16 protein-coding genes are annotated in these 12785 nt (G+C 54.2%); 7 read left to right on the top strand and 9 right to left on the bottom strand.

The genetic code is table 11. The annotated features are described in order from the left end of the window. Positions 1-119 precede the first annotated feature (119 nt). Genes IMQ56_RS09170 through IMQ56_RS09155 form a run of 4 tightly spaced genes read left to right on the top strand, consistent with a single transcriptional unit; the run spans position 120 to position 2612 of the window. A complete protein-coding gene (locus tag IMQ56_RS09170; protein WP_196063874.1) occupies positions 120-623 on the top strand; it encodes a hypothetical protein in 504 nt (167 codons plus the stop codon). Between the two features lie 9 nt (positions 624-632). Beyond that, positions 633-1079, top strand: a complete 447-nt coding sequence (locus IMQ56_RS09165) for a YetF domain-containing protein (protein WP_006811854.1) — start codon at positions 633-635, stop codon at positions 1077-1079. A gap of 11 nt (positions 1080-1090) precedes the next feature. Next, entirely contained in the window at positions 1091-1609 is a 519-nt protein-coding gene (locus tag IMQ56_RS09160; protein ID WP_017382875.1) for a 2-oxo-tetronate isomerase, read from the top strand. Between the two features lie 16 nt (positions 1610-1625). Continuing rightward, a complete protein-coding gene (locus tag IMQ56_RS09155; RefSeq protein WP_015571781.1) occupies positions 1626-2612 on the top strand; it encodes an SDR family oxidoreductase in 987 nt (328 codons plus the stop codon). Here the strand turns inward: IMQ56_RS09155 and IMQ56_RS09150 are convergent, their stop codons facing one another. The 7 genes from IMQ56_RS09150 to IMQ56_RS09120 form a co-directional block, all read right to left on the bottom strand. Next, complete coding sequence (locus tag IMQ56_RS09150) at positions 2613-4238, bottom strand: alpha-amylase family protein (RefSeq protein WP_048229863.1); 1626 nt, start codon at positions 4236-4238, stop codon at positions 2613-2615. It lies immediately after the preceding gene. Positions 4239-4246: 8 nt separating this feature from the next. Then, a complete protein-coding gene (gene cydB / locus IMQ56_RS09145; protein ID WP_015571779.1) occupies positions 4247-5257 on the bottom strand; it encodes a cytochrome d ubiquinol oxidase subunit II in 1011 nt (336 codons plus the stop codon). Next, complete coding sequence (locus IMQ56_RS09140) at positions 5257-6660, bottom strand: cytochrome ubiquinol oxidase subunit I (RefSeq protein WP_017382872.1); 1404 nt, start codon at positions 6658-6660, stop codon at positions 5257-5259. The genes cydB and IMQ56_RS09140 overlap by 1 nt, the downstream gene beginning before the upstream one ends. Before the next feature lie 70 nt (positions 6661-6730). After that, positions 6731-7603: a manganese catalase family protein gene (locus IMQ56_RS09135; protein WP_015571777.1), complete on the bottom strand. Its 873-nt coding sequence runs from the start codon at positions 7601-7603 to the stop codon at positions 6731-6733. 17 nt (positions 7604-7620) lie between these two features. Next, the gene (locus IMQ56_RS09130; RefSeq protein WP_017382870.1) at positions 7621-8127 is read right to left on the bottom strand and encodes a ferritin-like domain-containing protein; all 507 of its coding nucleotides are present in this window, start codon (positions 8125-8127) and stop codon (positions 7621-7623) included. A 62-nt stretch (positions 8128-8189) separates the two neighbouring features. Continuing rightward, complete coding sequence (locus IMQ56_RS09125; protein ID WP_003862851.1) at positions 8190-8687, bottom strand: ferritin-like domain-containing protein; 498 nt, start codon at positions 8685-8687, stop codon at positions 8190-8192. 90 nt (positions 8688-8777) lie between these two features. Then, on the bottom strand, positions 8778-8966 hold the full coding sequence (locus IMQ56_RS09120) for a general stress protein (RefSeq protein ID WP_015571775.1): 189 nt from the start codon (positions 8964-8966) through the stop codon (positions 8778-8780). A 453-nt stretch (positions 8967-9419) separates the two neighbouring features. Here IMQ56_RS09120 and yjdI point away from each other — a divergent pair, with 453 nt between their 5' ends. Together yjdI and IMQ56_RS09110 are read left to right on the top strand one after the other, a co-directional pair. After that, the gene (yjdI, locus tag IMQ56_RS09115; RefSeq protein ID WP_015571774.1) at positions 9420-9650 is read left to right on the top strand and encodes a 4Fe-4S mono-cluster protein YjdI; all 231 of its coding nucleotides are present in this window, start codon (positions 9420-9422) and stop codon (positions 9648-9650) included. Between the two features lie 10 nt (positions 9651-9660). Beyond that, on the top strand, positions 9661-9933 hold the full coding sequence (locus IMQ56_RS09110) for a GNAT family N-acetyltransferase (protein WP_032654874.1): 273 nt from the start codon (positions 9661-9663) through the stop codon (positions 9931-9933). 33 nt (positions 9934-9966) lie between these two features. On the opposite strand, the gene IMQ56_RS09105 is transcribed toward IMQ56_RS09110, so the two are convergent. Continuing rightward, on the bottom strand, positions 9967-11196 hold the full coding sequence (locus IMQ56_RS09105; RefSeq protein WP_196063873.1) for an amino acid permease: 1230 nt from the start codon (positions 11194-11196) through the stop codon (positions 9967-9969). 116 nt (positions 11197-11312) lie between these two features. Then, entirely contained in the window at positions 11313-11777 is a 465-nt protein-coding gene (locus IMQ56_RS09100) for a multidrug/biocide efflux PACE transporter (protein WP_022651793.1), read from the bottom strand. A gap of 101 nt (positions 11778-11878) precedes the next feature. Here IMQ56_RS09100 and IMQ56_RS09095 point away from each other — a divergent pair, with 101 nt between their 5' ends. Further along, the gene (locus tag IMQ56_RS09095; RefSeq protein ID WP_196063872.1) at positions 11879-12745 is read left to right on the top strand and encodes a LysR family transcriptional regulator; all 867 of its coding nucleotides are present in this window, start codon (positions 11879-11881) and stop codon (positions 12743-12745) included. Positions 12746-12785: the final 40 nt, after the last annotated feature.

Here is a 12785-nt window from a genome sequence, read left to right as displayed (position 1 = left end):
TGTCTTGACTTATTAAGTATTGTTGCTATTCCTTTATGTGGCAAATGTGATAAGTCTTAAAAGCATTTGCACAGGAAAATCATAAATTTCGGCAATTAAGCGAAACGGTGACCACAGCCATGGAACCAAAAAATGAAAAAGTGCCTGGGATAAAAGAGAGTAGCCGTTTACTGACGTTTGAGTATGCATTTCGCCAGGTGGGTTTTATTGTGCTGTTAGCTATTATCGTGGCCGCGATAGCCGGCCTGTTTTCCAGCGGCGCGGTCAGCGACGTGGAGAAAACAAACGAAGCAAAATCCCTGACCCTGAGCTATGAGCGCTTCGGTCGCCGCCAGACCGAATCGCGGATGGCACTGACGTTTCCGGTGACGTCTGAGGGGAAATATACCCTCAGCATGACCAGCGAAAGCAGCGACGCATATGAGCCCGGCAGCGTCTGGCCACAGCCGGACAACATGTACAGCCGGGGGAATACCCTGTTTCTCGTCTACGATCGTTTACAACAGACCGATAAATTTACCGTTTTGTTATTCATCACGCCGTCAAAAGCAGGGAAGTGGACAAACAGCATCCGCGTAAACAACGAGCCAGATATCCGTTTCTGGCAGTTTATTTACCCCTAGGAGTCAAATATGGACATGGTTTTTCGTGCCCTGGCAATTTACCTGTTTCTGGTCATTGTGTTTAAAGTTGCCGGGCGACGCGCTCTGCTACAAATGACCAGTTTTGACCTTATTTTGCTCTTAATTATCAGTGAGGCGACACAACAGGCGCTGCTTGGCGAAGATTTCTCCGTCACCGGAGCAATGATTACAATAACGACGCTGGTGGTTGTGGATATTATTTTTGGCCTGCTGAAAAAATATTTTTCCACTGTTGAGAATATTCTTGATGGCACGCCGGTGATATTGGTGGAGAACGGTGTTCCCCTTGCCGATAAACTGAAAAAGGTCGATGTGTCCTGTGATGATATATTGGTATCAGCCCGCCAGAATCACGGCATTACAGAATTGAAGGAGATTAAATACGCTATTCTTGAGCGTAATGGTCATATTTCTATTATTCCTGACGAAAATTAAGGGGCAATGCGATGAGCAACCTTATTCACGACAGCAACAGCACCATCAGCGAGCTGACGAAAAAGCTCGCCACTCAGCTTACGGACAGAGGTTTGCGGTTAACCACCGCAGAGTCCTGTACCGGCGGCAATCTCGCTGTTGCGCTTTGTGCCGAAGAGAACACGGCGGAATTTTATGACGTTGGCATGGTGGTGTTCAGCGATGCGGCGAAGGAGAGGATCCTCGGCGTGCGGCACGAAACCATTGAGCGCTTCACCGCCGTCAGTGAACAAACGGTGACCGAGATGGCCGCTAAAATTCGCGAAATTGCCGAGGCGGATATCGGCCTTGCCATCAGCGGCTATGCGGGACCGGAAGGCGGCGACGATGGCACCGCAGCCGGTACGGTCTGCTTCGGCTGGAATATTCGCGGAAAGACGGAAACCCGCACCGTGCTGTTTTCCGGTGAATGTCAGGATGTGGTGGATAAAGCGGTGCGTTATTCCCTGTCTGAACTGATCGAAATACTCTCCGGCTGGGATAACGTCTGAAACAAGGGGAAAGGCTATGGCTGTGATCGTTATTACCGGCGGTACGGCGGGCGTGGGGAAAGCCACGGCGCTGCACTTTGCCAAAGCGGGCTACGATGTGGGCATCATTGCCCGCGACGAGCAGAGCCTGCGCTCCACAGAAGAGGAGTTGCGCCGTTTTGGGATCAACGCCCGTGCCGTTCAGGCCGACGTGGCCGACAGCAAGGCGGTGACCGATGCTGCTAACGAGATTGAATACCGGCTTGGGGCCATCGATGTGTGGGTGAATAACGCTATGGGCGGGATGCTGGCGCCGTTTCGCACCATGTCCCCGGAGGAGTTTCGCCGCGTCACCGAGGTGACCTATCTGGGCTATGTTAACGGCACCCGCGCCGCGCTGGAGTTAATGACCCCACGCGATCGCGGAACGATTATTCAGGTTGGCTCCGCGCTGGCCTACCGTTCCATTCCCTTGCAGTCAGCCTACTGCGGGGCGAAAGCCGCGATCCGCGGATTTACCGATGCCGTGCGCACCGAACTGATGCATGAAAACAGCCGGGTGCAGATCGCAATGGTACAGATGCCTGGCCTCAATACGCCGCAGTTCGAGTGGGCGAGGAATAAATTTGCCTGGGCGATGCGCCCGGTTCCTCCCGTTTTTCAGCCGGAAGTAGCTGCCAGCGCTATTTTTAAGGTGGCGCAGAAACCGGTGCGGGAACTGTGGGTGGGCAGCAGCACCGTCCAGTCGATTGTCGGGCAATTTCTTTTCCCCGGCTTTCTGGATCGGCTGATGGTTAAAAAGGCCTGGGAAGGGCAGATGACCGATACGTTAAATGCGGATGACCGTCAGGACTATCTGGATCAGCCGGTTAACGACCTGCATAAAATCCACGGGCACTTCACCGACGAAGCAAAAGAGCGCGCTATCAGCGTCACCTCCGGCATGCCGGGGAAAGTGCTGCTCGGCTCCCTTGCCGTCACGGGCGCGATCGTGGCCCGTCTGCTGCTCTCGCGGAGACGATAATCAGCGCAGTGCGGTACGATCGGTCCAGAACCAGCGGTAGCCATAGCCGCTGAGGTTAAGCGCGACGGTTTTGCCGCACACCAGCGCGTCGTTGTAGCGTTTGTCCGCAAGGCACGCGGTCCAGGTCGCATGCCGGATCCCTCTGGCGGTAAAATTAACGGGCTTATCGCTGAAGTTTACGAAGGTCAGAATGCTGCGCGTGTCGGTTTCGTAATAGATCCCCAGTACCGCATCGCTGTCGATATTAATAAGACGAAACGGCGCGACGCCGATCTCAGGGAACTCCGAGCGCGTATTGGCGATATCGATAATGCAGTGCAGGAGTGAGTTGCGGTGCAACAGCGAATCCGCCACGTTGATTTTTTGATAGCGGTACGGGCCGTGGTCAATCATCGGGGCGACAAAAGTTTCCGGGTCGGCATCTGAGAAACCGCCGCCTTGCGATCCGGCCCACTGCATCGGGGTGCGTACGGCGTAACGCTCCTCAAGATCCAAATCATCCCCCATACCAATCTCATCCCCGTAGCGCATGACCGGTACGCCCGGTAGCGAAAACAAGACCGCATGGCAAAAGGCCAGCCGCTTTCGATCGCCATTAAGCATCGGCGCCAGACGGCGGCGGATACCTCGCTGATACACACTCATCTCTTCATCAGGGGCAAAGGTATCGATGACGGTCTGCTTCGCTTTTTTTCCTATCCCTTCCAGATCCAGCTCATCATGATTGCGCAGCCAGTTGGCGAAGCAGCAGGAGTCCGGCGGCACAATCATCTTCTTCACCGCGTTGCGCAGCGGTCGTGCGCTCTTCTCTGCCAGGCTGACGTAAAAGTACTTATTGAGCCAGAAATTCAGCACCAGGTTGAGCCGGTCGTTCTGACCAAAATAATCTTTGTAGGCCTCGACCTCCACGTCGACTTCGCCGAGCAGGATCGCGTCCGGGTTACGCTGCCCGATAAGACGGCGCAGATGCTCCAGGATCCACAGGCCGCGTTTTTCATCCCCACGTCCGGCCTGTTTTGTCAGGTGCGATGCCGCATCCAGGCGAAAGCCCGACACCCCGAGCTTTAGCCAGAAGATGATGATGTTCTCAATCTCCTTTAGCACCGCAGGGGAGGCGAGATTGAGATCCGGCTCGTGGTGATAAAACATATGCCGGTAGTATTGCCCCGCCTCGTCGTCCCATGTCCAGATGCTCTTCTCCACGCCGGGGAACATCGGTGGCGTATCGTCGTCGTCCGTGTCGGACCAGAGATAATAGTCACGGTAGGGTGACTGGGGGTTGCGGCGGGCCTGTTGAAACCAGGGATGCGCATCCGAGGTATGCTGGATCAGCAGCTCAATAATGACCTGCATCCCCAGCTCCCGCGCCTGTTCAATAAAGGCGATGATATCGTTGAGCTTGCCGAAGCGGGGATCGACCTGCAAATGGTCGCTCACGTCATAGCCTTCATCGAGAAAAGGCGTGAGGTAAAACGGGGTGATCCAGATAACCGTCGCGCCCATCCGGCGGATGTAGCGCAGCTTCGCGGTGATTCCGGCGATGTCGCCACAGCCATCGCCGTTAAGATCGTAAAACAGGGCGGTATCAATCTGGTAAATAATGGCGCGTGTATGCCAGCCTGCCATAGCAATCCTTAATGATAACCTTCGGTATCAGACACTTTGCCCCGGAAGACGTAGTAGCTCCAGGCGGTATAAACCAGGATCACCGGGATGATTAACAGCGTACCAATCAGCATAAACAGCTGGCTGGCAGGCGGCGCGGCGGCTTCCCACAGGGTGATGTGCGGCGGAATAATGTGTGGCCACAGGCTGATGCCCAGGCCGCTAAAGCCGAGGAAGATAAGGCCCAGCGTTAACAGGAACGGACGGGCATGGCTGTCGGGATTGCGCGTCAGCCGCCAGATCCACAGGCTGAATACCGCCACCAGAACCGGAACTGGCAGGAACCAGAAGAAGTTAGGCAGAGTAAACCAGCGCTCGGCGACAAACTGCCAGCCGAGCGGGGTCCAGATACTTACCACCGCAATAACGGCGATCAGCGCCAGCAGCACGTGGCGGGTCAGCTCGCGCATCCGGTTTTGCAGCGCGCCTTCGCTTTTCATGATCAGCCACGTGGTAGCCAGCAGGGTATAAGCGACAATTAAGCCCAGCCCGCAGAACAGATTAAACGGGGTGAACCAGTCCAGCGAGGAGCCCACAAAGCGACGCCCTTCCACGTCAAAGCCGTTGATCATCGCGCCAACCACGATCCCCTGGCTGAAGGTTGCCAGCAGGGAACCGCCGGCAAAGGAGTAGTCCCAGAATTTGCGGTGTGAAGGGGTCGCCTTAAAGCGAAACTCAAACGCCACCCCGCGGAAAATAAGCCCGATCAGCATGGCCGTCAGCGGGATGGTCAGGGCATCGATAATCACTGCGTAGGCCAGCGGAAACGCGCCGAACAACCCTGCACCGCCGAGAACCAGCCAGGTTTCATTTCCGTCCCAGACCGGGGCGACGCTGTTCACCATCACGTCGCGCTCTTTGGCATCGCCCACAAAGCTGAACAGCATGCCGATACCGAGATCGAAACCGTCCATGATGATGTACATCAGCGTGGCGAAGACAATAATGGCAAACCAGATGACCGGGATATCGACGCCCATCAGATCTTCTCCTCTTCCGGAACGGACTCGGCGGCGGACAGCGGACGGGCAGGAGTGCCCGACGTATTAGACGTTAGCGTGCCCACAGGCTGCGGACCTTTCTTAATCAACCGGGCGAGATACACATAACCCACGCCAAACACCGAACAGTAGACCACGATAAAGGCCAGCAGGCTGATGCTCATCTGCAACGTGCTGTGCAGAGACACCGCATCTATCGTGCGCAGATAGCCGTAAACGACCCACGGCTGGCGGCCCACTTCGGTGGTGACCCACCCGGCGAGCAGCGCGAGCAGTCCGGCAGGCCCCATACAGAGGGCAAACCAGTGGAATGGCCGCGAGTGATAGAGTCGACGGCGATAGCGCAGCCAGACGCTCAGCACGCCAAGGGTAATCATCAGCAGCCCCATGCCGACCATAATGCGGAAGGACCAGAAGACGATGAGCGAGTTAGGGCGGTCCTCTTTCGGGAAATCCTTCAGCGCCGGGACCTGTTTATCCAGGCTGTGCGTCAGGATCAGGCTGCCGAGCGCGGGAATTTCAAGCCCGTATTTGGTGCGTTCCTCTTCCATATCCGGTACGCCAAACAGCAGCAGCGGGGTGGCCTCGCCGGGCGGGTTTTCCCAGTGGCCTTCAATCGCGGCGATTTTGGCAGGCTGGTGCTCAAGCGTATTCAGGCCGTGCATATCCCCAACCACGGCCTGAATGGGCGCGACCAGCAGCGCCATCCACATGGCCATGGAGAACATTGTGCGAATAGCGGGCGTATCGTTACCGCGCAGCAGATGCCATGCCCCGGATGCGCCCACAAACAAGGCGCTGCACAGGAAGGCGGCGATGGACATATGGATCAGGCGGTAAGGGAATGAAGGGTTAAAGATAATGGCCAGCCAGTCTTCGGGAATGACCTGACCGTTCTGAATACTGAAGCCCTGCGGGGTGTGCATCCAGCTGTTAGAGGCGAGGATCCAGAAAGTGGACATCAGCGTGCCCAGCGCCACCATGCAGGTGGCAAAGAAGTGCAGGCCGGGGCCGACCTTGTTCCAGCCGAACAGCATCACGCCTAAGAAACCAGCTTCCAGGAAGAAGGCGGTTAGTACTTCATAGGTGAGCAGAGGGCCGGTTATGCTGCCTGCGAACTGGGAAAAGCCGCTCCAGTTAGTCCCAAACTGGTAAGCCATGACCAGCCCGGAAACCACGCCCATACCAAAGTTGACGGCGAAAATTTTCAGCCAGAAATGGTATAGCGAGCGCCAGACATCATTTTTGGTGCGAAGCCACATGCCTTCGAGAACCACCAGATAGCTCGCAAGCCCGATGGTGATCGCCGGGAAGAGAATATGAAAAGAGACGGTAAAGGCGAACTGTATCCTGGCCAGATGAAACGCATCAAGCTCGAACATGCTCCGTACCTCTGGAACTGATAGCGCACAAGGCATTGCCAGACAGCCTCAGGCTGCCTGGCAAAACCGGTTACGGTTTTTTCTTACCTGCACCAAGCTCGGCACCGGTAAGCGGATCGGCATTGGGGTCGGATTTCGTGCGTGCGCACATCGCTTTGACCAGCGTTTCCTGCTCTGTAGTGAGCGTTACGCTTGCGCCGCCGTCACCGCCATCGACCGCTGGCTGAGGAGATTCCACGTAGTCGAAGTGCTTATCGCTGTTCCAGCTGCCGCGAACTTCTCCCCCCTCAGACATATTGTAGTACTTGTTGGTGTACTCTTCGATTGGCGGCAATTTACCCGGTGGGAAATTGTTACGGATCGACTGGAGCGCCTTCTCAAACGAGAGCTGGTGTGCTGCCTCACGCGTCATTAAAAACGCCAGCGCATCTTTAACACCCGGATCGTCCGTTACGTTAATAAGCCGTTCGTAGATAATTTTGGCGCGCGCCTCGGCCGCTATGTTAGAGCGCAGATCCGCGGTCGGTTCGCCAATGGTATCCACGTACGCTGCCGTCCACGGTACGCCTGCGGAGTTAGTAAGCGGAGTACCGCCGCCGTAGAGCAGGGAGGTGATATGACTGTCGTTGCCGTTCTCGGTCATGGAGCGGTACAGTTCCGCTTCATTTTCAACGCCTTCCGCCAGTTCGCCTTTCGCACCCTTATTGAGCATACCCACCAGGGTGCCGATAATTTCCAGGTGACTTAACTCCTCGGTCGCGATATCCATCAGCATATCTTTACGACCGGGATCGTCGTCGCTTAATCCTTGCGTAAAGTAACGACATGCCGCGGCAAGTTCGCCCTGTGGCCCGCCAAACTGCTCAAGCAGAAGATTGGCCAGGCCCGGATTCGGTTCGGCTACGCGTACCGTGTATTGCAGCTGTTTTACGTGTCGAAACATACATTCTCCCTCTTTCGTTATTTTTTCGCTTCAACGCCGTCCGCGTCGGAGCGCAGCAGGAACTGTTCCGTCGTCTGTGGAATATGCTGGAGCAGCCAGTCTGCCATCTGGCGCTCTTCTTCCAGAATGGATTCAAGGGCTGGAATGGAGGCGGTATCGCCTGCTTGTTTGGCCGCAGCCAGCAGAGAGGTGTAGCAGGCAATTTCAAACTGCTCAAAAACGTAGCCGCTGATGGAGCCTTTAACAATTTCGTCGGAAGGGAACATGCCGCCAATGGACTGGCCGAGCGCCGCCATTTTGCTCATGGAATCTTTTATGACCGAACGGGAAATATCATTGCGGTCGAGAATTTCTTCCAGCACGGTAATTTGGTGTTTAGTTTCATTAACGTGTTGTTCAATTCGTGCACGTAAGTCGGGATAATTATCAATACGGCTGGCCATTGATTCCAGCATGGATTCGGCTTGCTTTTCCATCGCATGGGCATCGCGTAGCCAATCATGGTAGTGTTCTACATGATTCATAATTAACTCCTGTGATTTATTTTTTGGTTAATTTTTGGTGCTGATGCTCATCAAATTATTATTTATCCTTTCTGGGCTTTTTGATTAATATTACCGACAGCCAGATCGGTTAATTTGAGATCGGTTTCTTTTTCTTCTTCCAGCGTTTCGGCAAGAAGTTTAACGGCTTTTTTATAGCCTAATTGTTCAGCCAGGGTGGCCAGGGTGCCGTAGCTGGCAATTTCGTAGTGTTCAACTTTCTGTGCGGCAGCAATTAATGCAGCGTCACGTACTTCATTTTTCTCAGTGCTCTCAATAACTTCGTTGGCTTCTTCAATTAAGCCTTCCATCGCAACGCATTTCATGCGCTTCAGTTTGAGACCGGATTCCTGCTCAATAATCTGATCGATACGTTCGATCTGTCCCTGCGTCTCTTCGAGGTGAGCCGTGAACGCGGCACTCAGCTTCTCGCTGGATGCGGCGCGAGCTAATTTGCTTAGCGCGCGGGTCAGCTGCTTCTCAGCGCTGTAGGTGTCGGATAACAGGTGAATAAATACATCTTCAACAGTTTTCATATTCATATTTTCGCTCCAGTGAAATAAAGGGAAGGTACTGCGAGCCGACGGGCCCGCAGCATGCTCTCGGTATATTTATAAGAGCTTTAAATAAGATCAGGAGTTATCAGATTTACGGCCTCCGCCGTGACTACTCTGTCCCCCTTTCTTACCCGCTTCAGATGCGCGTTGCGGATCGTTTTTGAAATTACCGCCGCTGTGCTGGCCGCCTTTACGTCCAGCTTCTGATGCCTTTTCACGGTCTTCAGCGAAATTACCGGAACCACCACGATGTTGCTCTGCCATATATCAACCCTCATGTTGCGTTTATGTCAGGAGATACGATAAGTAATTCGTATCAGTTGTCGTTCAGAAATTAACATTAGTCGTTATGTGAGAAGAGTCAAATTTCTTGTCTGGGTTGTTTTGCGGTAATTTTGCAGGGAGTGAAGAAATACCGCTTCGTTACGAGTTTTAAAAACGGATGGGAAATCCATCAGTTAGATGAAAATAAATCCGGAGGTTAAGATTGCGCTTAGCTAATAATCCTAATGTGAACGTGGCGTGAATTATTACAAGAATTGACACAGCGCAAAAATATATCTTCGCAACGGGTGTTCTTGTATTCGGAATAATCCTATGAACGTGAAGAAGTCATGCGCTGAAAAGAGTGTGGCTAAACCTTGTTTTTGACGTGGTCAGGCGGATCGGGTGAGGGTATGCTTCTTTTGTCACCACAATAATTACAGAGGCAATGTCATGGATCAGGAGCTACTGGATGCGGGGTACCGGGCCTATACCGGTGAGAAAATCGATGTCTACTTCAACACCGGGATCTGCAAACACTCGGGCAACTGCGTGCGCGGCAGCGCGAAGCTGTTCGATCTGAAGCGTAAACCATGGATCGCGCCGGATGAAGTAGATGCAGAAACGGTTATGCGCGTAATTGATACCTGCCCGAGCGGTGCGCTGAAGTACCGCCAAAAATAAGCGAGGAACCATGGAAATTCTTGAAGGCCATAACAAGTTTTACGTCAACAACGCCGAAGGCAATCAGGTAGCGGAGATCGTCTTTGTCCCGACCGGCGAGCATCTGAGCATCATTGAGCACACCGATGTGGATCCGAGCCTGAAAGGGCAGGGTGTGGGTAAACAGCTGGTGGCGAAGGTGGTAGAGAAGATGCGCGGTGAGAATCGTAAAATTATCCCGCTGTGTCCATTTGCGAAGCATGAGTTTGATAATACGCGGGAGTATGACGATATTCGGGCGTAGTACAGATGCCCGGCATTGCGCCGGGCAGCATACTCAACCCACAAACATCACCGACACACACAGCACACCCACAATCAGCGTCAGCAGGTTACCGATGGAGCGGTACGGTTTTAATGACGGGATCAGGTACGTCGACAGCGTCGGCATGATGAACAGGATCATGGCGATAAGCGGACCGCTGATGGCATAAATCATTGAGATCGCATTCGGGTTGATGCAGCAGACCGCAAAGGTAATCAGCGACACGCCGAGAATCGAAATCGCGCGGTTAAAGGCGCGGCTTTTCTTCACACTCACCTGATTCAGCGACGATTTCACAATTTCCGTTGCCCCTTCAATCACGCCAAAATAGGTGCCGAGGAACGATTTCGACATCGCAATAATCGCCACGATAATGCCGGAAATGCCCAGCCATGCCGGGGACGATGGCATCATCGACAGCGCGGACAGGATCGTCACCCCTTCCTCTTTTGCCGCCACGATATACGACGGTGGAATCGAAAGCAGGCAGCTGAACACAAAGAACAGCACGCTGAGGCAGATGATCAGGTACGCCACTTTCATGATTTTTTTGCATTTACCCATCGCCTCTTCACCGTATTTCTCGCGACGGTCTACGGCGAAGGTCGAGATGATCGGAGTATGGCTAAAAGCGAAAACCATCACCGGGATCGAAATCCACACCTGGTGCAGCGTATGCTGGTCGAAGGCCATCTGGCTGGTCAGCAGCGACGGCTGCCAGCTGCCCGTCAGATACAGCGAGACAAACAGGAAATAGGCGATCAGCGGAAAGACAAGGAAACCCATCACCTTAATGGTGATGTGCCGCCCCATCAGGAAGATCAGATTCAAAATCAGCACTACGCCAAAGCTCACCAGCATCCGCATGCCGGTATCCACCGTCATCCGTTTCGCCAGCTGTTCAGTGAGTGAGTTGGTTATCGCCACCGCGTAAATCAGAACTACCACAAAGAAGGCCACAAAATAGAGTGTGGTGATCAGATTGCCGATCTTTTTGCCGTAGTAATGCGAAACGGCACCGGTGATCCCTTCGTTGCCTTTCGTCTTCGACGACAGAATAAATTGCGCCAGCGCTTTATGCGGCCAGTAGGTTAAGGGATACGCCACAAGGGCGGTGATCAGCAGGACAATCGCGCCAGCAGAGCCGAGCTGAATGGGCAAGAACAGGGTTCCTGCGCCCACGGCAGTGCCGTAGAGGGCGAAACTCCAGAGAGTCTCTTCTTTTGACCAAATTTTCGACATTAGAGCAACGTATCAACTATAAAACGAACAAAAAGGAGTGCAATTTACCATAATTATGCGTCGAGGTCGCCGTTGCTTCGCAGGGGGTGGGCCGGAGCAGGTCTCCGGCCGGAAGGTTATTCGCTTGCCAGGGCGCGTCGTTGCTGGCGACGCTTGATGATTTTCTCCCGCAGGGTGTCGTACGCCCAGTTGTAGAGCATGGTGTACGGTAGGAAGAACAGGAAGAAACCAATTTCCAGCGTAAAGGCCTGGAGCAGCGTCACGCCCAGCACGGCGGCAACGATGGTTACGCCAATCACAATAAAGCCGCATTCAAAACCCAGCGCATGCAGGGCGCGCACTTTCGCCGTGCGCTTCACCCGCTGGACGGGCCAGAAACGGTCGAAGCCAAAGTTATAGATAATGTTCCAGAGCATTGCCGTGGTCGCCAGAATAATGGTGAGACCCCCCATTTCAACCACCGAGCGCTGCATTAGCCACGCGGCCGTCGGGGCGAGGATCGCCGTGGCAATGCCTTCAAAACAGACGGCATGGAAGATCCGCTCCGGCAATTTACGTTGGAGTGCATCCTGATGTTGCATATTTACCTCATATTGACGCCAGTATGGGCGTTGATGCGGCCTATTCTTATCGCTTAAGGTGATATATAAAAGATAGTATCCATCGATAAAGTAGATACATCATGCGTTATTCTCCCGAAGCACTGACCGCGTTTGTTGAAACTGTCGCCGCGGGTTCGTTTTCTGCTGCGGCAAGACGGCTGCGTAAAAGCCAGTCCACCATCAGCACCTCCATCGCCAACCTTGAAGCTGACCTTGGCTTTGATCTGTTCGATCGCTCGGCGCGTCACCCGGTGTTAACCGCCCAGGGTGAACAGGTGCTGGGCTATGTTCAGTCGATACTCGCCGCCAGCGCGCGCCTGGATGAGCTGGCCGTATCGTTAACCGCGCAAACGGAGGCGCGTTTTACCTTTGTTCTCTCCGATACGCTTAACCCGGCCGTGCTGGAAGAGATGATGAGCCAGTTCGACCAGCGTTTTCCGCACACGGAATTTGAGTGCCTGATTGGAGAAGAGGAGGACGTGATCGATCTGCTGCAAAAGGAGCGGGCGCAAATTGGCCTGACGGAAGCGCGCGACAGCTACCCGACCGATATTGGCGCGACCCGTCTGCCTATGCAGACGCGGATGGCCATCTACGTTTCTGCCGGACATCCTCTGGCAGGGCAACATGAGACGCAGGCGGACGAGCTGCATGGCTGGCGCGAGCTGCGGTTGAGCACCTATCTTGAACGGGAAGCGCCCCTTTCGCGCGGGCCGGTCTGGTCTGCGCCGAATTATCTGTTACTGCTGAGCATGGCGGTACAGGGCTTTGGCTGGTGCGCGTTACCCTGCGCGCTGGTCGACGAATTTGCCGCGTCGAAATCGCTGGTGCAGCTGAACGTGCCGGGCTGGCCGAGGTCGATTGCCATCGATCTGGTATGGAACAAACGAACCCCGCCCGGCGTCGCCGGAAGCTGGCTGCGCCAGTACTTGCAGGACGCACGATAATCCTGTGACTAAACTCACTATTTTTAAACATTTGCGTCAA

This window comes from Enterobacter sp. Res13-Sevr-PEC09-46 (assembly GCF_015672585.1).
Taxonomy (GTDB): Bacteria; Pseudomonadota; Gammaproteobacteria; order Enterobacterales; family Enterobacteriaceae; genus Enterobacter; species Enterobacter hormaechei_C.
This window is presented reverse-complemented; position numbering and strand designations above follow the sequence as displayed.